This is a genomic window from Halomonas sp. C22 (assembly GCF_007655045.1).
GTDB lineage: Bacteria > Pseudomonadota > Gammaproteobacteria > Pseudomonadales > Halomonadaceae > Vreelandella > Vreelandella hamiltonii.
Genome location: NZ_VBVC01000002.1, coordinates 240,280 through 262,453 on the forward strand (window position 1 = coordinate 240,280; position 22,174 = coordinate 262,453).

Annotated in this window: 22 protein-coding genes; 11 read left to right on the top strand and 11 right to left on the bottom strand. The window is 63.1% G+C overall.

The features are described from left to right. Positions 1 to 19: 19 nt before the first annotated feature. From cheB to FEU76_RS04400, 7 genes are read left to right on the top strand one after another with little or no spacing between them, the layout of a single operon-like run. Complete coding sequence (gene cheB / locus FEU76_RS04370; RefSeq protein WP_144980695.1) at positions 20 to 1,084, top strand: chemotaxis-specific protein-glutamate methyltransferase CheB; 1,065 nt, start codon at positions 20 to 22, stop codon at positions 1,082 to 1,084. After that, complete coding sequence (locus FEU76_RS04375) at positions 1,081 to 2,454, top strand: CheR family methyltransferase (RefSeq protein WP_144980698.1); 1,374 nt, start codon at positions 1,081 to 1,083, stop codon at positions 2,452 to 2,454. The genes cheB and FEU76_RS04375 overlap by 4 nt, the downstream gene beginning before the upstream one ends. Then, positions 2,454 to 4,634 (top strand): response regulator, encoded by a 2,181-nt coding sequence (locus FEU76_RS04380; RefSeq protein WP_144980701.1) that lies wholly within the window; start codon positions 2,454 to 2,456, stop codon positions 4,632 to 4,634. Before FEU76_RS04375 ends, FEU76_RS04380 begins: the two co-directional genes overlap by 1 nt. Positions 4,635 to 4,660: 26 nt before the next feature. Continuing rightward, the gene (locus FEU76_RS04385; RefSeq protein WP_039175151.1) at positions 4,661 to 5,017 is read left to right on the top strand and encodes a response regulator; all 357 of its coding nucleotides are present in this window, start codon (positions 4,661 to 4,663) and stop codon (positions 5,015 to 5,017) included. 4 nt (positions 5,018 to 5,021) lie between these two features. Continuing rightward, positions 5,022 to 6,701 (top strand): diguanylate cyclase, encoded by a 1,680-nt coding sequence (locus FEU76_RS04390; protein WP_096922031.1) that lies wholly within the window; start codon positions 5,022 to 5,024, stop codon positions 6,699 to 6,701. Beyond that, positions 6,673 to 7,209: a chemotaxis protein CheW gene (locus FEU76_RS04395; RefSeq protein ID WP_144980705.1), complete on the top strand. Its 537-nt coding sequence runs from the start codon at positions 6,673 to 6,675 to the stop codon at positions 7,207 to 7,209. The genes FEU76_RS04390 and FEU76_RS04395 overlap by 29 nt, the downstream gene beginning before the upstream one ends. 3 nt (positions 7,210 to 7,212) lie before the next feature. Then, a complete protein-coding gene (locus tag FEU76_RS04400; protein WP_096922030.1) occupies positions 7,213 to 7,611 on the top strand; it encodes a hypothetical protein in 399 nt (132 codons plus the stop codon). Here FEU76_RS04400 and FEU76_RS04405 read toward each other — a convergent pair. The 11 genes from FEU76_RS04405 to FEU76_RS04455 all read right to left on the bottom strand — a co-directional run bounded on the left by FEU76_RS04405 (position 7,594) and on the right by FEU76_RS04455 (position 18,313). Continuing rightward, positions 7,594 to 8,826 (bottom strand): molybdopterin molybdotransferase MoeA, encoded by a 1,233-nt coding sequence (locus tag FEU76_RS04405; protein WP_144980708.1) that lies wholly within the window; start codon positions 8,824 to 8,826, stop codon positions 7,594 to 7,596. The two genes, FEU76_RS04400 and FEU76_RS04405, sit on opposite strands and share 18 nt — an antisense overlap. After that, on the bottom strand, positions 8,819 to 9,337 hold the full coding sequence (gene moaB / locus FEU76_RS04410) for a molybdenum cofactor biosynthesis protein B (protein ID WP_144980711.1): 519 nt from the start codon (positions 9,335 to 9,337) through the stop codon (positions 8,819 to 8,821). The genes FEU76_RS04405 and moaB overlap by 8 nt, the downstream gene beginning before the upstream one ends. A gap of 5 nt (positions 9,338 to 9,342) precedes the next feature. After that, positions 9,343 to 9,705, bottom strand: coding sequence for a DUF1244 domain-containing protein (locus FEU76_RS04415; protein WP_144980714.1), 363 nt, complete (start codon positions 9,703 to 9,705; stop codon positions 9,343 to 9,345). Positions 9,706 to 9,806: 101 nt separating this feature from the next. Continuing rightward, positions 9,807 to 10,901, bottom strand: a complete 1,095-nt coding sequence (locus FEU76_RS04420) for a formate dehydrogenase subunit gamma (RefSeq protein WP_039175321.1) — start codon at positions 10,899 to 10,901, stop codon at positions 9,807 to 9,809. Positions 10,902 to 10,921: 20 nt separating this feature from the next. Further along, positions 10,922 to 11,536 carry a formate dehydrogenase FDH3 subunit beta gene (gene fdh3B / locus FEU76_RS04425; protein ID WP_016915147.1) on the bottom strand — a complete coding sequence of 205 codons (615 nt, stop codon included), beginning with the start codon at positions 11,534 to 11,536 and terminating at the stop codon, positions 10,922 to 10,924. 70 nt (positions 11,537 to 11,606) lie between these two features. After that, on the bottom strand, positions 11,607 to 14,459 hold the full coding sequence (locus FEU76_RS04430) for a molybdopterin-dependent oxidoreductase (protein WP_039175146.1): 2,853 nt from the start codon (positions 14,457 to 14,459) through the stop codon (positions 11,607 to 11,609). A gap of 23 nt (positions 14,460 to 14,482) precedes the next feature. Beyond that, on the bottom strand, positions 14,483 to 14,686 hold the full coding sequence (locus tag FEU76_RS04435; protein WP_052196293.1) for a twin-arginine translocation signal domain-containing protein: 204 nt from the start codon (positions 14,684 to 14,686) through the stop codon (positions 14,483 to 14,485). Between the two features lie 70 nt (positions 14,687 to 14,756). Then, a complete protein-coding gene (locus FEU76_RS04440) occupies positions 14,757 to 15,368 on the bottom strand; it encodes a TorD/DmsD family molecular chaperone (protein WP_039175144.1) in 612 nt (203 codons plus the stop codon). A 4-nt stretch (positions 15,369 to 15,372) separates the two neighbouring features. After that, on the bottom strand, positions 15,373 to 17,088 hold the full coding sequence (locus FEU76_RS04445) for a 4Fe-4S dicluster domain-containing protein (protein WP_096922025.1): 1,716 nt from the start codon (positions 17,086 to 17,088) through the stop codon (positions 15,373 to 15,375). Positions 17,089 to 17,286: 198 nt separating this feature from the next. Continuing rightward, positions 17,287 to 17,877 (bottom strand): DUF3306 domain-containing protein, encoded by a 591-nt coding sequence (locus FEU76_RS04450; RefSeq protein ID WP_039175142.1) that lies wholly within the window; start codon positions 17,875 to 17,877, stop codon positions 17,287 to 17,289. Positions 17,878 to 17,881: 4 nt separating this feature from the next. Continuing rightward, a complete protein-coding gene (locus tag FEU76_RS04455; protein WP_039175141.1) occupies positions 17,882 to 18,313 on the bottom strand; it encodes a DUF3305 domain-containing protein in 432 nt (143 codons plus the stop codon). 144 nt (positions 18,314 to 18,457) lie between these two features. Between FEU76_RS04455 and FEU76_RS04460 the strand changes: the two genes are divergently transcribed. The 4 genes from FEU76_RS04460 to moaA are packed head-to-tail and all read left to right on the top strand — an operon-like array spanning position 18,458 to position 22,171. Beyond that, positions 18,458 to 19,315 (top strand): formate dehydrogenase accessory sulfurtransferase FdhD, encoded by an 858-nt coding sequence (locus FEU76_RS04460; RefSeq protein WP_096922023.1) that lies wholly within the window; start codon positions 18,458 to 18,460, stop codon positions 19,313 to 19,315. Beyond that, a complete protein-coding gene (gene mobA / locus FEU76_RS04465) occupies positions 19,312 to 19,932 on the top strand; it encodes a molybdenum cofactor guanylyltransferase MobA (protein WP_144980719.1) in 621 nt (206 codons plus the stop codon). The genes FEU76_RS04460 and mobA overlap by 4 nt, the downstream gene beginning before the upstream one ends. Beyond that, the gene (gene moeA, locus FEU76_RS04470; protein ID WP_144980722.1) at positions 19,929 to 21,182 is read left to right on the top strand and encodes a molybdopterin molybdotransferase MoeA; all 1,254 of its coding nucleotides are present in this window, start codon (positions 19,929 to 19,931) and stop codon (positions 21,180 to 21,182) included. The genes mobA and moeA overlap by 4 nt, the downstream gene beginning before the upstream one ends. Next, entirely contained in the window at positions 21,179 to 22,171 is a 993-nt protein-coding gene (gene moaA / locus FEU76_RS04475) for a GTP 3',8-cyclase MoaA (RefSeq protein ID WP_039175137.1), read from the top strand. Before moeA ends, moaA begins: the two co-directional genes overlap by 4 nt. Positions 22,172 to 22,174: the final 3 nt, after the last annotated feature.

The window sequence follows — 22,174 nt, forward strand, 5'->3', positions numbered from 1 at the left end:
CCGGCATGGGAGGCGCTTCATGAGTGTAATCCGGGTGGTCATGGCCGACGACAGCCCGCTCGCCAGGGAGATACTGCGCGACCTTCTCACCTGTGAGGGCGATATCGACATCGTGGGCGAAGCCAGCAACGGCAAGGAGGCCGTCGAGCTGGCCAAGCGGCTGGCCCCTCAGCTTATCACCATGGATCTCAACATGCCGGTCATGGATGGCTTGAGCGCCATCGAAGAGATCATGCACACCAAGGGCGTGCCGATCCTCGTCATCAGTGACCGCGCCGATGCCCAGAGCGCCTACAAGGCACTGGAAGTGGGCGCGCTGGAAGTATTGCCCAAGCCCACCCTGGACGAAGAGACCGGGGAGTGGCTACGCGCCAGGGTACGCTTGTTGGCGGGGGTGGCGGTCATTACGCGGCTACGCCGCCGTCTCATTGCACCACTCCCGGAGCAGCCCCCTGTTCTCGCACCGACGGCCGCGCCCACCTTCTCGCCACGAGTCTTTCAACGTGTCATCGTCATCGCCTGTTCCACGGGTGGCCCCCAGGCATTGGCACGCCTGCTCAGCAAGCTGCCCAGCGGCTTTCCTGCCCCAATCCTGATTGCGCAGCATATCAGCCATGGGTTTATCGAAGGCATGGCCACCTGGCTTGGCTCGCTGTGCCCCCTGCCCGTGAGCGTGGCCACACAAGGTGAGCGTCTCGAACCCGGCCATGTTTACCTGTCGCCCTCGGAGCGCAACCTGTGCGTGACGCCTGAGCACTGCGTGCGACTGGTGCAGAGCCCACCCGATGCCTTGTATCACCCAAGCTGCGACGTGCTGATGCACAGCGCCGCGGAAGTCTACGGCGCGGATGCCATCGGTGTGATCATGACGGGCATGGGCAGAGACGGCGTCAGCGGTATGCGCGCCATCCAGCAAGCAGGTGGCACCACCTTGGCTCAGGACGAAGCCAGTTCCGTGATTTACGGCATGAACCAGGAAGCCATCAATACTGGCGTCGTACAACACATCATCAGCCTCGACGATCTGCCCCCGCGCTTGATGCGCTTGGTGGGCATGGCGGCACCACGGCATCTTTCTCCATGACCGTCCTCACTCCATTCAAACAGCTGGTACACCAACGCTGCGGGCTCTCTCTGGAAGGCATGGCAGAAGCGCGCCTGGAGCGTGCCATCGAACAGCTTTGCCACGCCCAGGCCACCCAGAATCATGCAACGCTACTCGACAAGCTGGCCAAAGATGCAGCGCTGTTCGATCAGTTCATCAGCCAGCTCACCGTCAATGAAACTTACTTCTTCCGTGAGGTAGAAGCCCTGCAGTGGCTTGCCGATGAACACCTGCCCCGCCAGTTGGCCAAGCAGGGAGGGCCACTGCGGCTACTGAGTGCGGGATGCTCCTCGGGAGAAGAACCCTACAGCCTGGCCATGCTGTTGATGGAAACGTATGGCGAACGCGCCAAGTCACTGTTCCGCATCACCGGTGGCGACGTGGATCAACAGGTGCTGCACAAGGCCAGAGCCGGGATTTACAGCGGCATGGCATTTCGCGCGCTGCATCCCGCCCTCAAGGCCCGCTACTTCACTCCGGTGGGGCGCGCCCATCAACTGGTGCCCGCATTGACCGAATGGGTCAGGTTCTGCCCCTTCAACTTGCTCGCCACGGACCACCCGGCGCTGGGCGGTCCTTTCGACGTGATCCTGTTCCGTAACGTATCGATCTATTTCGATGAAGCCACACGCCGAGACATACAGCAGCGCTTGAAGCCGCTGTTGGCGCCACAGGGCATACTGCTGTGTGGCGTCACGGAAACGCTGGGCAATGATCTGGGGGTTCTGTCGCTGCAAGAAGAGCAAGGGGTGTTTTACTTTCAGCATGCGGCCCCCGAGCCCTCTCGCCACCCTCTGCCTCTTCCTGCTGCCACCGTCACGGCACCCACCATGCTGGAAACAGCGCCATGGGAAGCCGCCGAGGTACGGCCTTTGCCTGAAGCGCCACCCGAGCCGTCGGCACCTCCACCGCCTATCCCGCGTGAGAAAGTGCTGAAGCAAGCACATGAACTGCTCGACAACAATCACTTCGACGCGGCCCTTCAGCTCATCAGCCCGCTCCTGGAGCAAGCCCCATGGTGCGTGGATGCCTTGCTGCTTGCCGGGCTGGCGGTACGCTGGCTGCAGCAACCACAGCAGGCCTACGAGTTCTTCAAACGGGCCGTCTACGTCGCCCCGGAGTGCTGGCCTGCGCACTTCTACCAGGCAGAGCTGCTGCGCCAGGGTGAACTGCCGGACAACCCCGTTCAGCGCCAGCGAGGCTATGCCGCCGTGGTACGCCTGCTGGAAACCACGCCACAGGCCAGTGGTGCACTGCAGGCCATCCAACCGCCGCTGCCCCCAGGAGATGCCTGTTTCCTGGCCAAGCGCTATCTGGATGAGCCGATCGCCATACAGGGAGTGGGCTAATGGCACTGGATATTCGTCGTTTCATACAGCGCTTCGTGGAAGAAGCCGCCGACCACCTGCCGCGATTGCGTGAGGGCGTCCATACCCTGGAGCAAGACGCTACCGGCAGCGCTGCTGGCACGGCCAGCAAAGAGCATATCAATGAGCTGTTTCGGTCGGCGCACACGCTCAAGGGCTCATCCCGAATGCTCAAGCTGGCGCCGATCACGGCGCTCGCCCATAGCATGGAAGAGCTGCTGAGCGCTTTTCGCGAAGGCAGCACGCTACCTTCCGCCGCGTCCTTGGGGCTGTTGAATCAGGCCATCGACGCGCTGGACGACTATGTCGGCCAATTGGCCCAAGGGGCAGCCCCCGAGGCGCTGGCGGCCGCTGACCCCGCGCTGTGCAAGGCGCTGGAGTCGGCGGCGGGCTCGTTACCGGAAGCCCCTCTTTCTGACGCCCCACTTTCTGCTCCCCCGCTTTCTGACGCCTCCACTGGGCCCACGGCTGTGCCTTCCCCATCGTCCACGAAGGCGCCACCCGCCGCGCCATCATCGGCATCACCGGCATCAGCCTTGGCCTTGAGCGATACGGTGCGGGTTCGCCTCGACCGGCTGGACGATGTGATTCGCCTGATGGGCGAAGTGCTGTCGGGCCATCACCACCTGCATGGTCTGGTCGAACAGGCGCGCCAGCTCGGCCTGTCGCTGCCCGCCCAGCATCAGGCCGAGTTTCACGATTTTCAGCGCGAGTTCAAAGACAGCGTGCTGAGTCACGACGCCCTGATGAGCGATCTTCATGACCGCGCCCTGCAAATGCGCATGCTGCCACTGAGCGTCGTGTTCGACCCCTTGGCGCAGATGACACGTGAGTTGGCCCAGTCGCTGGGCAAGCAGGTGGACTGCCGTGTCCGTGGGAGCGAGATCGAGCTGGATCGACAGATGATCGACCGTCTCTCCGACCCGTTGATTCATCTGCTGCGCAACGCTCTGGATCACGGACTGGAGGCCCCGGCACAGCGTCAGGCGGCAGGTAAAGCCCCCAGAGGGCAGCTCACGCTGGAAGCATGGCAGGATGGCGGCTGGGTCGTGGTGGAGATGCGCGACGACGGCGCCGGTATCGACCTGGCAGCCGTTCGCCAGAAAGCGTTATCCCGGCAGCTGCTCGATGAAGGCCAGCTGGCCTTGCTGAGCGAGCAGGAAACGCTGGAGCTGATCCTGCTGCCCGGCTTTTCCACCAAGAGCCTGATCACCGACTTTTCTGGCCGGGGCGTCGGCATGGACGTGGTCAAGCGCACGGTGGTGGATGAGCTGAGCGGCGACCTTCACCTCACCAGCTCGCCCGGCAAGGGCACTCACTTTTCGCTGCGCCTGCCCCTTTCATTGGCGCTGATGCGGGTGTTGCTGGTGGAAGTCAGCGGCGTGACGCTAGGCGTGACAGCCCCTCACGTGGCCGAACTGGTGGAGCGCTCTCCCGAGGAGTTCATCGACGCGGCGGGCCAGACCACGTTGATTCTACGCAATGAGTTCGTACCGGTGGTTGCCCTGGCCACGTTGCTCGACCTGCCCGTCGTGCCGCCTGCCGCAGACAAGGTTCTGCTGCTGGTGGTACATCAGCGTCAGCAGAAGCTGGCACTGATCATCGACGTGCTGGTGGACGAGCGAGACATGGTCATCAAGCCGCTGCCCAACCACCTGCGCTACCTGCCGCTGGTGTCGGGAATGGTGTCGCTGGGGCGCAACACCTTGGCCAGCCTTCTGCATGTGCCTGCGCTGCTGGAGCGCTCCCGCCAGACAGGGCTGCGCCAGACGGCACCGATACCCACGGATGCACCACGTCACCGTATCCTGGTGGTCGATGACTCGCTGAACACCCGTGAAATCGAAAAGGACGTGCTGGAAGCCTGGGGGTATCAGGTCACCCTGGCCGAAAACGGGCGCGATGGCTTGAACAAGGCGCTGGCCGACTCCTTCGACGCAGTCTTGACGGACGTTGAAATGCCCGTCATGGACGGCTTTGCGCTGACTGCCAGTCTGCGCGAAAATGAGCTTTATCGTCACAAGCCGATCATCATCATCACGTCCCGCGAAAAAGAGGCCGACCGGCGGCGCGGAATCGAAGTGGGCGCTGATGCCTATATCGTCAAGGGCAGCTTTGACCAAAACAATTTAGTGGAAACCCTGCGAGCCCTGTTGGGCTAGGTTTCCCCACAAGACAGAGAGTGATCATGCGAATACTGGTCGTAGACGACGACCCACTAGCTGGGGAAATGACCGCTGCACTGCTGGAGTTTCAAGGCCATGAGACGGTGCTGGCCGAGGACGCCATGGAGGCCATTCGTCAGTTGGAAGCGCATGAGGACATGGCACTGATCGTCAGCGACATGCACATGCCGCTGGTGAGCGGCGTCGAGCTCCTGGACATGCTTCGCGAGCAGCAGGTGGACCTGCCGTTCATCCTGCTCACCGGCGATACTCCGACGGCGGCCCTGATGCAGACACCTGGCCTGAGCGCCTGTCTGCAGAAGGACGCCGAGCTAGAGACGACGCTAGGGCAGGCCGTTGCCCAGGCCTTCAACAGGTAGCCCAATGTCTTCTTCGCTGCACGACAAGCTCAACCAGTTGCGCCAACGGTTCATTGCCCAGCTGCCTGGTCGCCTTCAGCAAACCGCCGAACAGTGGCAGCAAAGCCGCATCTCGGCAGAAGCGGAAGCACGCCTGGCCCCCGAGCTGCACCGTTTCTTCCATAGTTTGAAAGGGACCGGGCGTTCACTGGGGTTCGAGCGTATTGCAGTACTGGCCGATCAGGGTGAAGCCGCACTCAGCGAGGCGTCACCGCAGGAAGAGCTGATCGTCCAGATACTCGAACAGCTGGCCGAAGAGCAGCAGCGTTTGCAGTCACTGCCGGGGCAGCAGCGAGCGCTGGCCGCGCAGCAGAGCGTGGAGTTCTCCCCTACGCCAGCGCAAACCCGCAGCAAACGCCAACGGCTGATTTACCTGTGTGACGACGAGCCTGACCAGGTCAGTCAACTGCTGCATCATTTGCGCTGCTTCGGCCACGAAGTGGTGCACTTCGAGACGACCGATGCGTTCTTCAACGCCGTGATCACGCGTCGTCCTGATGCCATCATCATGGATGTGCAGTTTCCCCAGGGCCACACGGCAGGCACGGAAACGCTCACCAGCTTGAACAAGCTCACCGGCGAACGGCTACCCTCCATCGTGCTGTCGGCTCATGGCGATTTTCTGTCGCGTCTGAGCGCCGTGCGCGCCGGTTGTAACGGCTATTTCACCAAGCCCGTGAAGCCCCTTGACCTGATGCTGGCCGTGGACGAGCTGACCACCCCCACCGAAGACGAGCCGCTACGTGTCATGGTGGTAGACGACGAGCCGGAGGTTGCCGCGTATCATGCGCTGCTGCTGGAAGAAGCGGGCATGGTGGTGCAACAGGTGAACCACCCCGCCGACGCACTGAGCGCGCTCGAACGCTTCAGCCCCGACCTGCTGCTGGTGGATGTCTATATGCCGGTGTGCTCCGGTGAAGAGCTGGCCAACATCATCCGCCAGCAGCCCGAGTACGTCGGCCTGCCGATCATCTACCTCTCCAGCGAGACCGACAGCCAGAAACAGCTGTCCGCCATGACGGCTGGCGTCGAGGCGTTCATCACCAAGCCCGTGGTGCCCGACGAGCTGGTCTCGGCGGTGAAACTGCGCGCCGAACGCCTGCGGCTGCTACGCTCTCTGATGACCCGGGACAGCATGACCGGCCTCTACAATCACAGCACCACCACCGAGATGATCAGCAAGGCACTGGCTCAGGCTTACCGAGAAAAGACCCAGCATGCCATGGCCATGATCGACATCGATCACTTCAAGGCGGTCAACGATACCCACGGCCATCTGGCGGGGGACCAAGTCATCATCACCCTGGCACGGCTGCTGAAAACACGCTTGCGCATGTCGGACATCATTGGCCGTTATGGCGGCGAGGAGTTCGTGGTACTGCTCAAAGGGGTCGACGACCAGCGGGCAGGAGAACTGATCGACGAGCTGCGCCGTGACTTCGAACAGGTGGACTTTCACGCGGGTGGCAAACGCTTCCGCTGCACTTTCAGCGCGGGCATCAGCAGCTTCCCCGAACACCCTTCTACCGAATCGTTGCGCCTCAGCGCCGACCAGGCGCTGTACCGTGCCAAGCACCAAGGGCGCAACCAGGTGGTCATCAGCACGGAGCAGGATCATGACGGATTCGCGCCCCGCGGGGCATGACGAAGCAAGCATATCCCTTGAAGATGCCATCCATGCCGAGGATGGCGGTATCGTCGATGTGGAAGAGCCCTGCCAGCAGGTGGTGCTGTTCACGCTGTCCGGCCAACCCTATGCGTTGCCGGGCACGGCCGTGACGGAGATCCTCAAAGGCGACACGCCGGTCTATTTCGTGCCTGGCCTGCCCTCCTCTACCGAAGGCGTCATTCATCTGCGTGGCACCATCGAGTCGCTGGTTCGGCTACAGCCGCTCCTGGGGCTGACCGAGAGCAACGCCGAAGGCATGCTGCTGATGGTACGCAGTGCAGGAATACGCACCGCCGTGCGTATCGACCAGTTGAACGACGTGTGCGACTTGCCCCTCAGCGCCTTCAAAGCGCCCCCCGAAACGCTGCCTGACGCACTGCGCCCTTTCGTCAGCGCGCTTTGGCAGCCCGAAGAGGCCCGTGTGGCCACGGCCCTGCTCGACCCCGATGCCCTGCTGAAAGCCTACCAGCAGGGGCTGGGCTGAGCCGTGGACAGCGAGCAAACAGGCCACGATGGCACTCGAACCGTGACCTGCGTGGTCTTTCAGGCAGGCGGTTATCAGGTGGCCATCGACGCGCGCTACGTTCAGCGCATCGATAGCCACTGTTGTCAGCCGCGCCACGCCAATGCCGACATGCTGTTATTCCAGCTTGCCAGCTCCCCAAGCCGCTGGCTGACCCTGCGCGACGCCGCAGGCCCATGGCAACTGGGCATTGGCTCGGAGAGTCGGCTGGCACGCCTGCCGGTCGTCCAGCTGCATCCACTGCCCGCGCTGGTGGCGGCCCGCACGCGCATGCCCGCGCTGTGCGGGCTGATGCTGGAACAGCAACGTCTGACCTTGCTGCTGGATGGCCAACGGCTGTCGCCGTCAGTGCTCCAGCCATAGGCAGCGCACGGCCTCCCCTGGGGCTATCTGCTGGTGAGCATCGATGACGGCCAGCGCATCGGCCTCGATACACGAGGAGAGCACCGCCGAGTTCTGGTCTTCAAACGCCACCGCCTCGATTCCCTGAACGCCAAAGTGCAGCGCCACGCGCATGTAGTGTTGCCGTGGCCCCGTCTCGGTGGTGAACTGCGCCTTCGCGGTGATCTCTGGCAGTGACGCAAGCGCAGGGCACCCCGACAACGCTCCCATCAGCGGGCGTAAAAAGAGCCAGGCGCCGACGAACCCCGACACCGGGTTGCCCGGCAGGCCGACAAAGCGCGCCTCGCGCCCTGCCTCGGCCGGCAGGCGTCCCAGCGCCAGCGGCTTGCCGGGGCGGATGGCCAGCTTCCACATATCCAGCTGCCCCAGCGACTCCAGCGCTGCCTTGACGTGATCCTCTTCCCCCACGCTGACACCACCGGTGCTGACCACCACATCGGCCACGGCGGCTGCCTGTTCGAGAATCTCGACGGTGCGGGCATAGTCGTCGGGAACGCTGACCCGCTGCACTACCTCGGCACCAAAGCGCTCCAGCAAACGCGTCAGCATCGGGCGATTGGAGTTATAGAGCTGGCCAGGCTGCAAGGGCGTGCCCGGGTCGACGATCTCGTCGCCGGTGGAGAGCAGCGCCACCCGGGGACGACGGCGCACGCTGACCTCGGTCACCCCTTGCCCCGCCAAGTGCCCTAGCGCAGCCGCTTCCAGGCGCTGCCCCGCCTTGAGCAGCACGTCTCCACGCTGCACGTCACGCCCCTTGAGCCTGACGTTGTCACCCGCGGGTACGTCATGGGGAATCACCGCGTGGCCGTCGTCCAGGGTGACGCGCTCTTGCATGACCACGCAATCCGCGCCTGCCGGGATCTGGCCCCCGGTAAAGATCCGCGCGCAGCTGCCTTCTGCCAGCGGTTGGGCCAGGCTTCCGGCAGCAATCCGCTGACTGACCGGCAGCCGCTTGCCCGCGTCGCTGGCGCGCAGCGCGTAACCATCCATGGCGCTGTTATCGAAGGGCGGCACGTCCAGCGTTGCCATCACCGGCTCGGCCAGCACCCGACCCGCCGCCTCTTCAAGCGGCACCTGCTCGGCGGTCAGCGGTACCAGCCCCGCCAGTAGCGCATCGAGAGCGGCGCTGATGGGTTGCAGTGGCGGTGGCTGATGTTCTGCGCGTTGCTCAGCCATGCTGCCCCCGGCCGGGAATGACCAGGTTGGCAAAGTTGCAGGGCTTGTGGCGGCTATCCAGCTGCTCGGCCAGAATGCTGTCCCACCCGGTGCGGCAGGCACCGGTGGAGCCCGGCAGACAAAACACCACCGTGGCGTTGGCAAAACCGCCCAAGGCGCGGCTTTGAATGGTTGAGCTGCCGATTTCGTCGCCACTCAGCTGGCGAAAGCGCTCGCCGAATCCCTCGATGCGCTTGTCCAACAGCACCGAGACCGCTTCTGGAGTGGAGTCACGACCGGTGAAGCCGGTGCCACCGGTGGTCAGCACCACCTGCACGCCGGGGTCGGCGATCCACTGGGCCACTACGGCACGAATCTGGTACACGTCGTCCGGCACGATACGCTTGTCGGCCAGCGTATGCCCGGCCTCGGTCAGCCGCTGAACCAGCGACTGACCCGAGCGGTCGGTCTCTTCGGTACGGGTGTCCGAGACGGTGAGCACCGCAATATTCAGGGCTTCCATGGCCTCCATTGGCGCTACTCCTTTGGCTCGTTCTGTGAAGGGGGCTCGTCCTGTGAAGGGGCCTTCTTGCGCGCCTGGCGAGCTTCGAGTGCCGCCAACTGCTCCGGGGTGGCCTCACCCTGGTGGTTGGCTTTCCATTCACTGTAGGGCATGCCATAGACATACTCCCGGGCAGCGTCCATTTCCAGAGGCGTGCCGCGCTCATCGGCTGCGTTGACCAGCCACTTGGAGAGACAGTTACGGCAGAAATCAGCCAGAATCATCAGGTCGATGTTCTGCACGTCCTTGTTGTCATCCAGGTGCTTGAGCAAGCGACGAAATGCAGCGGCTTCCAGCTCCGTGCGGGTTGCGGTATCCAGTTCATCGAACGTAGCCATGCGGACTCCTTTTTCAAAACAGGGTTGATATGCAGCATAACAAAAGACACCGCCCGAGGGCGGTGTCATGGGGCGTTCTCTTGCCATGACAGGCAGAGGTGTCAGCTCGGCCTTGTCGATGGCTCGCTGCTGTCGCCCGCCTTCTGAGCAGCCACCTCTTCCTCGCTCAGCGACTGTCCCTTGACCTCTTCGTACCACAAGTTGTGGTGCTCCTTGGCCCAGGTTTCGTCCACGTAGCCGGTGGTCATGCCCTCCAGCGACCCTTCGGTCCCTACCGTACCGATGTAGATGTGCCCCAGCGCCACGGCAGTCAAGCCCAGCGCGCCCACGGCATGGATGATGTTGGCCCACTGCATGGTATCGCGGCTCTGCCCGTAGTTCGGGAAGTCGAGCACGAAGCCACTGGCCACGACCAACAGCCCTGCGGTAGCCAGCAGCCAGTACCAGGCTTTTTCACCGCCGTTGGCAAAGCCTGCATCCGGGTGGCCTTTACCGACCAGGCCGCCGCCCTGCTTGAACCACTGCAGGTCATGCTTCTTGGGGATATTGTCCTTCAGCAGCTTGACCAGCAGCACGATCAGCAGGATGCCGAACAGTGGCCCCAGGTAGTTGTGGAGCACCTTGGAGGCCGCAATCATCCAGGCCCATACCGCGTCGCCAAACAGCGAGCGGAAGACGAACTTGCCATACAGCAGGTTGAGACCGGTCAGCGCCAGGGTGATGAACAGCGTCGCCACCGTCCAGTGCAGCGCGCGCATGAACAGCGGCCAGCGCAGCAGCTTGCGGCCGGTACGCGGCTCGTCCAGATGCTTGCGGCCAATCACCAGGTAGAACAGCGTGATCACGCTGGCCATGCCCAGAATGGCAATCAGGCCAAATGGCGAGACCCAGCGATTGCGCAGAATCCGCCACGTTTCACCGCTGGCGTTGATCAGATTGTAGTTGCTGTCGTGACGCGAATCACGATAGTTCGGGCCGGTTTCACCGCTGCGTACCTGGCGCCACTGCTCGGCCGTAATGCCAGGGGCGGCGGTGGACATTTCCCGTTGCGGGTCCGCCTGGGCCACGGCCAGCTGGCTCACACCGAGGCTGGCCACCAGCAGTAGCAGCATCAGGCACAGGTGCCAGATACGCTTCAACCCACGGGCGGCATGCCCGTTGGCCGATGCAGGCATTTCAACGGTGGTCATGGTCATTGTGGTCATGACACGCCTCCTTAGCCTTTACGGGCAGCATCGTAGGCAAGGTTGTCGGTGCTGGCCTGGGGATTGTTCGACCACGCTCCATCTGGGTGGCCACGATGGACGACACGCTGACGGAAGATGTCGGCAACGTCCTGCGCATCACCTGCCAGCAGCGCTTTGGTCGAGCACATCTCGGCGCACAGCGGCAGCTTGCCTTCGGCAATACGGTTGGAACCGTACTTCTGGTACTCCTCTTCCTTGCTTTCTGCCGGGCCGCCTGCGCAGAAGGTGCACTTGTCCATCTTGCCGCGCTCGCCAAAGGCGTTCTGCTTGGGGAACTGGGGTGCGCCGAAGGGGCAGGCATACAGGCAGTAGCCGCAGCCGATGCACAGGTCCTTGTCGTGCAGCACGATACCGTCGTCAGTCTTGTAGAAGCAGTCGGTGGGACAGACAGCCATGCAAGGGGCGTCGTCACAGTGCATGCAGGCCACCGAAATCGACATTTCGCTGGCTTCACCGTCGTTCAGCGTGACCACGCGGCGGCGCTGAATGCCCCACTCGACGTCGTTGGCATTTTTACAGGCGGTGACGCAGCCGTTGCATTCGATGCAGCGCTCGGCGTCACACATGAATTTCATTTGAGCCATGGTGTTCTCCTCTTGCCGATGCGGACGTTGCCGCATCGGCCTGCTATCTGGTCGGGTCGCGCGTGATCGATCAAGCGCGCTCAATACGACAAATGGTGCACTTGGTCTCTTGCATCAGTGTCACCGGGTCGTAGCCGTAAGTGGTCGCCGTGTTGGCTGCCTCGCCCTGAACATAGGGCGCCGTGCCTTCCGGGTAGCGATCATGCAGGTTCTCGCCCTGGAAGATGCCGCCAAAGTGGAACGGCATGAAGGCCACCTTGCGATCCACCCTGGGGGTGACCAGGGCTTTCACCTTGACGCGGCCGCCCTCGGCGCCTTCGACCCAGACATCGTCTCCGTCACGTACGCCGATATCGTTGGCATCGGCAGGGTTCATCTCGACGAACATTTCCTGCTGCAGCTCCGCCAGCCAGGACATCGAGCGGGTTTCTTCACCCCCACCTTCATACTCGACCAGGCGGCCAGACGTCAGAATGATCGGGTAGTCCGCGCTGTTGTCACGATCCTGAATGGTCTTGTAGAGCGTGGGCAGGCGCATGATGGAGTCGAAGTCGTCCCAGGTGGGATAACGCTCGACCAGATCACGCCGCGTGGTGTAGAGCGGCTCGCGGTGCTTGGGCACGGCATCCGGGAACGTCCACACCACGGCCCGGGCCTTGGCGTTACCGTAGGGGGCACAGCCGTGTTCGATAGCAACGCGCTGGATACCGCCGGAGAAGTCGGTTTTCCAGTTTTTACCTTCAGCAGCCTCTTTCTCTTCGGCCGTCAGGTCATCCCACCAGCCCAGGTCTTTCAGCAACTGGTCGTTGAACTCCGGATAGCCGTCGTCGATGTCGCCGCCTACCGGGGCCGAGCCTTCGGCCAGCAGGTTGACGCCGTTACGCTCGATGCCAAAACGGGCGCGGAAGCCCATGCCGCCTTCCATGACCGGAATACTGGTGTCGTAGAGGTTCGGTGAACCCGGGTGACGGAATTCCGGGGTGCCCCAGCAGGGCCACGGCAAACCGTAGTAGTCGCCATCCGAGGGGCCACCCTGAGCACGCAGATTTTCAAAGCTGAAGGTATGCCAGTTTTGCTGGTGCTCTTTCAGGCGCTCCGGGCTTTGGCCGGTGTAACCCACCGTCCACATGCCGCTGTTGATTTCACGCAGAATATCTTCGATCAGCGGCTCGTCGCCGTTCATTTCATAGTTCTTGACCAGCTCATTACCGAAGCCCAGCTTGCGGGCAAACAGGTACATGATTTCATGATCGGGCTTGGACTCGAACAGCGGCTCGATGACCTGGTCACGCCACTGAATCGAGCGATTGGTGGCGGTAACGCTACCGGTGGTTTCGAACTGGGTGGCGGCAGGCAGCAGGTAGACGCCGTCGGTGCGGTCGTGCATGACGGCCGCGACGGTGGGATACGGGTCGACGATGACCATCATCTCGAGCTTCTGCATGGCCTTTTGCATTTCAACGCCGCGAGTTTGCGAGTTGACCGCGTGGCCCCAGTAGAACATCGCTTTCAGCGCGGTGCGCTGGGAGATGTTCTCGTCCTCTTCCAGTACGCCATCCACCCAGCGCGACACGGTGATGCCGTTGGTGTACATGGGTTTGCCGTCGGCGTACTCGGTATCGTCGAAACGCCCTTTCAGCCACTCGTACTCTACATCCCATACGGTGGCCCAATGCTGCCATGCTTCTTCGGCCAAACCGTAATAACCCGGCAGTGAATCAGACCCCAGGCCCAAATCGGTGGCACCCTGTACGTTGTCGTGACCACGCAGGATGTTGGCACCGCCGCCAGACTTGCCGATGTTGCCCAGTGCCAGCTCCAGAATGCAGTAGGCGCGGGTGTTGTTGTTGCCGGTGGTGTGCTGAGTACCGCCCATGCACCAGACCACACAGCCCGGACGGTTGTCGGAAAGCCGCTTGGCCACCTCGAACATGTCGGCTTCCGAGACGCCGGTGATGTCTTCCACGACGCTGGGCGGGAACTGGGCGACTTCGGCACGCACTTCATCCATGCCGTAAACACGTTGGTTGATGTATTCGCGGTCTTCCCAGCCGTTTTCGAAAATGTGCCACAACAGACCCCAGATGTAGGCCACATCGGAGCCAGGGCGGATGCGCACGTACTTGTTGGCCTTGGCGGCCGTACGCGTGAAGCGCGGATCGGCAACGATGATGTCGCAGTTGTTGCGCTCTTTGGCAATCAGGATGTGCTGCATCGCCACCGGGTGGGCTTCACTGGGGTTGGAGCCGATGAACAGCATGGAGCGGCTGTTGTGCATATCGTTGAGCGAGTTGGTCATCGCCCCGTAGCCCCAGGTATTGGCCACACCCGCTACCGTGGTGGAGTGGCAGATACGCGCCTGGTGGTCGGTGTTGTTGGTGCCCCACATGGAGGCGAGCTTGCGCATCAGATACGCCTGCTCGTTGTTGAACTTGGCCGACCCCAGCCAGTAGACGCTATCGGGGCCGTAGGCTTCCCGCAGCTCCAGCAGCTTGTCGCCGATCTCATTGACGGCGTCGTCCCAGCTCAGGCGCTGCCATTCACCCGCGACCAGCTTCATCGGGTACTTCAGGCGGCGCGTGGAGTGGCCGTGCTGGCGCAGAGAGGCGCCTTTCGCACAGTGGGCGCCACGGTTGATCGGGTGGTCGAAGGCTGGCTCCTGCTTGGTCCAGATGCCCTCCTGCACTTCTGCATACACGCCACAACCCACTGAACAGTGGGAGCAGATGGTGCGTTTGGTTTCGACGGGGGAGTCGAGCACCGGGGTCTTGTTCGCCGCTTCGGTGCGCTGCATCATGGGCGCGCCCATGAAGCCGACCGCCGCAACACCGGCCGTACCCGCGCCGGTACGCTTGAGGAACTGACGACGAGAGATACCCAGCCCAGACGCGGCCGGAGCTTGAGTTTTACGAGTTAAGCGCATGGCAAATCTCCTGATGGTCGCCGTCAGTCACGCAGCGAGGCGTAGTAGGCACGAACGTGATCCGTCTCGCGGTAATTCACCGACTTGGCTTCACGTTGGCTGGGCGTCTTGTCGCTCGCCTGTACGAGGGTAACGTGACCGACCGCCGCTGCCGCGCCTGCTGCTGCGGTGCCCAGGCCAACGGTCTTCATGAACCGACGCCGTTCAGGGTTATGTGACGTGTGCATAGGGTTCTCCACTGTCATGCTTGTTATGCGTGGGCCGCTGGCCCGGCTATTCACTGACCGCGAACCAGGGTCAGGTCACGAGTCGTACTGGCTGATGGGCGGCTCGGTCGCTGATACGCGCCTGCTCGCTCTCCATGAAGGCACTGCCTAGCGCGCCCAGCGCGGCATAGAAGGCAGTCTCCACGTCAGCCACATCGTCGAAGCAGCGCTTTGCCCAGGGGGCAAGATGCTGCTGAAAAAAAGCTACCTGCTCATGTGCCTGGGCTTCTACCAGCATGCCCATGACTTCACACACGGCGGCAAGGTGATCCTCGGGCTCATGGGTGCGTTCACTGCGCTCGAAGCCCAGCACCCTCAGGTCACGGCGCAGCGCCACCAGCGCGGCTTCCATGAGCTCACCCTGCTGATACCAGGAGGCATAGGGCACGATATCGCCCTGAATGACGCCCACCAGATGGCGAAAGTGGGCGCGCTGCAGTCGCTCGGGGTCGGCCTGGGCGGCTGCCTTGGCAAGGTCGGCCCAGCACTCGGCCAAGCGAGTGCCGTCCTGTTCGATTTCCAGCTCGGCCAGCCAAGCCAGGAGCTCGACGTCGGGCGACTGGCGCAACAGCCGTGCCAGCAGCTGGTAGATATCCCCGCGCAGCGCATCGACCTCGCTGAGCATCGCCTCGGTTTCACTCATGGCGTTACACCTTCAACTGCGCGTCAGGGTCGCGCATCATGGTTTTCCAGACGTCTTTCACGCGGCAGTCTTCACACATTTCCAGACGCGCCAGCGCCTCGCCGGCAAAATAGGGGTGATTGGCCAGCTTGGTTTTCATGGCGGCCACCGTGCTGACCGTCGCGAACGGTTTGCCACAGCCGATACACTCAAAGGCAGGCTCTTCATGGCACACGTGGCGCGTTTCACGGGCAGGCGCGGCCAGAAAACCAGGCACCAGCGTGATGGCATTTTCCGGGCACGCCTGTTCGCACAGGCCACACTGCACGCAGTCGGCTTCCAGGAAGCTGAGCACCGGCGTATCGCCGCCTGCCTGCAACGCGGGTGTCGGGCAGTTGCTGACGCAGGCATAGCACAACGTGCAGGCGCTGCTATCCACATCAATGCCGCCGTAGGCCGCGCCCTCCGGCAGCGCTTGACGCTCGCCGCTGGGGGTTCCCAGCGCGGCCAGGCGTGCCAGTACCTGATTCAATCGCGTGCGCTTGTTGGGCTCGCGGAAGCTGACGGCAGTGTCACTCAACGGCAGCAGGCTGGGCAGAGCATCGCGCGCGTCAGTGGCGTTGGCCGCCACCAGCTGGATACGTTCGACGGCGTGGCCAAGCGCTGCCAGCAACCCATGGGCCAGCGCTACCTGATGGTTCAGAAAGGTGCTCAAACGGGGCGGCATGCCCTCGTGAAGCTGAATACGTACTTCAGAGGCGCCGCTGGCCAAGGCCGTCAGCCACTGGTCGTGGCCAGCCGCGCCCAACTCTTCCAGCGGCACATCGATGAGATGGCCTGGCGTGACCACGCCCGCCTGGCGCTCTTGCTCCAGAGTATCGTGAGTAACGAAGCGCAGCACGGGCACTTCGCCCCCCGCTTCGCGGTAGGCCTCGAGCCACGCTGCCAGCGTATCCTGCTGACGGCGCGTTTCGGGCAGCCTGAACTCGATGGCACCGGTGGGGCAGGCGCTGGTGCAACTACCGACGCCCTGGCACAGAAAGGGATCTATCTCGATGCGGGACTCGATACGCCCCTTGATGCTGGTGATGGCATCCGCCGGGCAGACGTCCAGGCAGCGGGTACACCCGACGTTGCCACTGGCCGAATGCGCGCACAGGTCGGTATTGACCTGGAAGTAACGGGGCTTGTCGAACTCGCCTACCAGCTCGACGGCACTCTCCAGCACTTGCTGGCGCTGCTCATCGGCAGCCTCGGGAGCGAGTCGTAAATAGCCAGGCGGCGGCAGTTCCCATGGCATCGCGGGCAGCATGCCGGGGGCCGTCAGGTCCAGCACGACATCGAAGGCGTCACGCTCGACCAGCACTTGTGCCAGATCCAGCGTTTCACCCTGTGAAAACGGCACCTGAAGATGAAACGCGCCCAGATGCCCGGTGATAGTGAGCTGCGCCAGCTGCTCGGCACTCAAGGGCTGCTCGATGACGGGCTCACTGCCCGCCGGCAGCTCGGCGGCGTCGTTCAGGGTCAGTAGCGTCAGCGATGCCAGCCCCTGATGCTGCAGCGCGCGAGCGGCGGCTATCACAGGTTGAACGGCACCGATCAGCACCACGTGTCCACGACTATGGTAGGTAACGTTGGCGGGGGTCAGATTGACTGGCCAAGAGATACGCCGACGCACCGCTTCACGAGCGGCCGCGTTGCGCTGGTCGTCAATCGACGCCAGTTGGATTCGTTGATTCATGCACGCTCACGGTCAATGGGTCGTTCTTATTATTTGAATGGTCGTTTTAATGGGCATTTTGACACAAGTGCGGTGTAACGCCACCTCCCTTATGCCTTCAGCGTATGGTGCTATGCCGCCTTTTGCCACTTTCATTGGTCGTATCACTGTCAACGGTGGCCCGCCAGACCAACGCTAACTCAATGATAAACAAGACAACTATCGTTCAGGACGCTCACTGTGAGCGTGATGAGGCAAATCAGACTGGTCGTCTAGATCGGGTCTTTGTACAAAACTGTCATCACTTGTGCAAGTCGTCTCCTCCTGGGCAAGGGACGTCGCCTGCGTTTCTTGCGGTCCTGCTGCGCGCGCCTCGTCTTCCTGGGGCGCCTCGATAGCCTCTTCCGCCTGGTGAGCCCACCGCCTGAGCTTGCCTGCCAACTCGCTGGCCATGGGTTTCAACTGCTGCGTGTAGTCGGCATCGTAATCATCCAGCCCGTCACGCACGTTGTAGTTGCCGGTGGCCCATAGTCGGCGCAGGGCACGGCGGCGCAGCGTCGAACTGACCCCCGCCGCCATGAAGACACTGAAGTCGCTTCCTGCGGGCAAGGTATCAGGGTCGGGGAGCGTATCGTCCAGGCTGCCGGGCGCAGGTACCGGGGGCTCAGCGGGGTCGGCCGGGGCTTCCTGCTGCTGGTGTGCTTCAGGCAGCACAGACGTTTCCTCGCTTGCCTGGGCAGGCTCGGGTGCCATGACGGCATCGCTCTCGAGGCCACGCTTTTTGCGCGACCAACGCTCTAATCGGCTCATTGGATCACTCCTTGTCGGGCAGCGTCTGGGCGCGGCCTGCCCCTTTGCGTTTTTTCTTGCGCTGCTCCACGGGGGCTTCTCCATGACGGGCCAGATAGCGTTCGATCCATACCTGAATGGCCAGCGGCATGGGCGCCTCCAGCACTTGCTGTTCGCCATCCAGCCAGCCCGCCGCCACATCCTGGCTCGCGGTAATGGCATCCGGCCTGGCTGGCTGCCCGGTAAACCCGGCGCGCACGAAGAGCCGCGGGGTAGCGGAGGTCAGATTGAAGCGGTAAGCCGCGCGTTCGGTCATGGAGAGCTGCAGACGCAGCACATGGTCGCCCTGATCACCGGGCACCAGCTCGGTGATACGCCACTGGGTGACGGTAAACGCCCCCATGGTCTTTCGTTCGGCCACCAGGGTGGCACTAATGGCACGCAGATTATCACTCATGAGTTGCCCCTTTAGACCTTGAACGGGTAGACAAGTAAGCCTTTTGAGCGCCATCATCGTCAACTCAGACTATTTTACTCAACTATTACGTTAAACGCCGCGCCCATCGGGCGAGGCAGTGACGCGGAGCAGTGAGGATTGCGCATGCCCGCCCTTCAGTTAAGCCGTGCCCGGCTGCCAGCCACCACCACCATCAGCGTGATGGATGCCTACGGGGCGACCTGCCAACAGGCCATTGCCGCCGAACGCGCCCTGACGGTCTACCTCAACAAGCGTGAAATCGTGACGCTGATGACCCTGGGCGACGACCCCGAAGCGCTGGTGGTCGGCTACCTGCGTAACCAGGGGCTGTTGTACCGGGCAGAAGACCTCACAGCGGTGCAGGTGGATTGGGAGGTAGAGGCTGCCGCCGTGGTCACGCGCCACCTGCCCGACGACCTGGAAGCACGCCTGGGGACCCGCACGGTGACCACGGGATGCGGGCAGGGCACGGTGTTTGGCAAGCTGCTGGAGCAGACATCGCTCACGGCACTGCCCGCCACGCCGCTGGCCCAGTCGACCCTCTATCAGTTGCTGACCAACCTGAACCACTATAACGAGACGTATCGTAGCGCAGGCGCCGTGCACGGCTGCGCGCTGTGCCAGCAGGCCCAAGTGCTCGATTTCGTCGAGGACGTAGGGCGGCACAACGCCGTGGATACCCTGGCAGGTCGCCAGTGGTTGAACCAGGCCAACAGCCAGCAGGCCGACATCTTCTACACCACCGGCAGGCTGACCTCCGAGATGGTGCTGAAAGTGGCACAAATGGGCATCAGCGTGCTGGTCTCACGCTCGGGGGTGACCCAGAAGGGTGTCGAGCTGGCCGAACGCTTCGGCGTGATGCTGATTGCCCGCGCCAAGGGCAAAAGCTTCCAGGCCATCAACGCCGAGGGGCGCTTGACGCTGGATGACATTCCCCCCAAACCGCCGAGCGCTCGCTCGTCCAAGGAGGCAGGCATATGATCGCCAAGCATGATCTGACTGGCATGATTCTCGCGGGGGGTGAAGGCCGCCGCATGGGCGGCCGTGACAAGGGCCTTGAGCCCTTCGCAGGCCTGCCGCTGGTGGCGCATACCGTCAAGCGCTTCGACGGCCACGTCCATGAGCTGATGATCAACGCCAACCGTAATAGCGATGCGTATGCGCTGTTTGCCGACCGTGTGATTGAAGATGCCGAAGGCGGCTTCAAGGGCCCGCTGATGGGTATTTACAGCGGCCTGCGGGCGGCTCAAACGCCGTGGCTGCTGGTCGCCCCCTGCGACTCCCCTGCGCTGCCCCATGACCTGGTGGCGCGCATGGTCGCCGGTATTACCCAGGCGGGTGTCGAGCACGATATCGCCGTGGCCTTCGACGGCGAGCGCCTGCACCCCGTGGTGGCGCTGCTGCGTACGTCGCTGGCTGACGACTTAGCGGCCACCCTGGCCGAAGGCGAACGCAAAATCGACCGCTGGTACGCGCGCCACGCCTGGTGCCAAGTGGATATGTCCGACTGCCCTGAGGCGTTTGCCAACCTCAATACCGAAGAGGAGAAAGCCCGTCTGGAACAGGCGCTGGTAACGTCCTCACGGGAGACCCCATGAGCCTGTCGTGTTTTGAGCTAGGCGAGCAGATGCTCAGCGTCGATGCCGCCCGCGAGGCGCTGATGACGCTGGTGGCGTCGCCGGTGGCCACCGAGCAGGTCGCCTTGAGCAGCGCTTTTGGCCGTCGGCTGGCAGAGGACATCATTGCGCCCATCGATGTACCGCAAAACACCAACGCCGCCATGGATGGCGTGGCCCTGGCATGGCCCAAAGCGCCTCCCTACGCCACCCATTTCCCTATCGTGGGAGACGCCTTCGCCGGGCAGGCGTTTGCCGGCGAGGTGCCTGCGGGCCAGTGCGTGCGCATCACCACCGGTGCGCCGATCCCCCGGGGTACCGATACGGTGATCATGCGTGAACAGCTGATCGACGATGGCGCCAGTGCCACCGTCGATGCGCCCGAACGGGTGACGGCCGGGCAGCACGTGCGACAGGCCGGGGAAGACATTGCCAAAGGCAGCGTAGCCCTTGCCGCAGGCGCGCGACTGGACGCCGCTCGCATGGGGCTGGTGGCCTCGCTGGGCCATGCCGTCGTCACGGTGTATCGGCGCCCTCGGGTGGCGATTTTTTCCACCGGTAACGAGGTGACGCCACCAGGCGACCCACTCCCCAGCGCAGGCGTCTACGACACCAACCGATTTACCCTGATGGGCCTGCTCGCCGAGCAGGGGGCCGAGGTGCTGGATCTGGGCATTCTCCCCGACGACCTCGACGCCATCGAAACCGCACTGGCCAGCGCCGCCACCCAGAGCGATCTGGTGATCACCAGCGGTGGGGTTTCCGTGGGCAATGCCGACTACACTCGGGCGGCGCTGGAAAAGCTTGGCCGCCTGGCCTTCTGGCGGGTAGCGCTACGCCCCGGACGGCCCATGGCCTGCGGACAGCTGGGCGCTACACAAACGCCCCTGATCGGCCTGCCGGGCAACCCGGTAGCGGTCATGGTGACATTCCTGCAATTCGTGGTACCGCTGCTGCGGCAGTTGCAGGGCCTGCCCCCAGCGCCGCCGCCCCGGCTCAAGGCAATTGCCCAAACCACGTTGAAAAGCCGCTTGCAGCGCACTGATTTCATTCGCGGCGTTTACCACTGCGATGACCAGGGTACGCTGCATGTGCGCAGTACCGGAGCCCAGGGCTCGGGGATTCTGACCTCCATGGTGGCCGCCAACTGCCTGATCGAACTTGGCGATGACCAGGCAGGCGCCCAGCCAGGCGAGGTGGTCTGCATACAACCGATAACGAGCTGGCAATGACCGAACAACTGATCGACGATTTTGGCCGCCGAGTTCGCTACGTGCGGCTATCGGTGACCGACCGCTGTGATTTTCGCTGTGTCTACTGCATGAGCGAAGAGATGACCTTTCTGCCTCGCGCCCAGGTGCTCACTCTGGAGGAGCTGGCCCTGGTGGCCCGTGCGTTTACCGAACTGGGCGTGGAGAAAATTCGCCTGACAGGCGGTGAGCCGCTGGTGCGCAAGGGCATCGAACAGCTGGTGGACGACATTGGCGCGCTGCCGGGTCTGGATGACTTCACCATGACCACCAACGGCGCGAGCCTGCGCAAGCATGCCAAGCGGCTTTACGCGGGCGGCTTGCGCAGGCTCAACATCAGCCTCGACTCGCTGCACCCCGAACGCTTCAAGCAGTTGACCCGCACGGGCGAGCTGGCCCGCGTGCTGGACGGCATTCAGGCAGCCAAAGAGGCTGGTTTCACTCGGATCAAGCTCAACGCGGTGATCCTGAAAGGGCGCAACGAAGACGAGGTGCTCGACCTGGTGAGCTTTGCCCGCCGCGAGCAGCTGGACATCAGCTTCATCGAGGAGATGCCGCTGGGGGATGTATCGGACCACTCTCGAGCAGAGACCTTCTACTCCAGCGATGACGTGCAGGCGCTGATCGAAACCCGCTACCCGCTGACCCCCACCACCGAAAGCACGCCGGGGCCCTCGCGCTACTTCAGGATGGCCGACAGCGACAGCCGCGTGGGCTTCATCTCCCCCCACAGCCATAACTTCTGCGACAGCTGCAACCGGGTACGCGTCACCGTGGAGGGCCGCCTGCTGCTGTGCCTGGGCAATGAACACTCGGTGGACCTGCGTGCGGTGCTGCGCCGTCATCCCGGCGAGATCGCACCGCTCAAGCAGGCCATCATCGACGCTCTGCCATTGAAGCCCGAGCGCCACCACTTCACCACCGATGGTGATATTCAGGTGGTGCGCTTCATGAACATGACCGGAGGTTGAGCC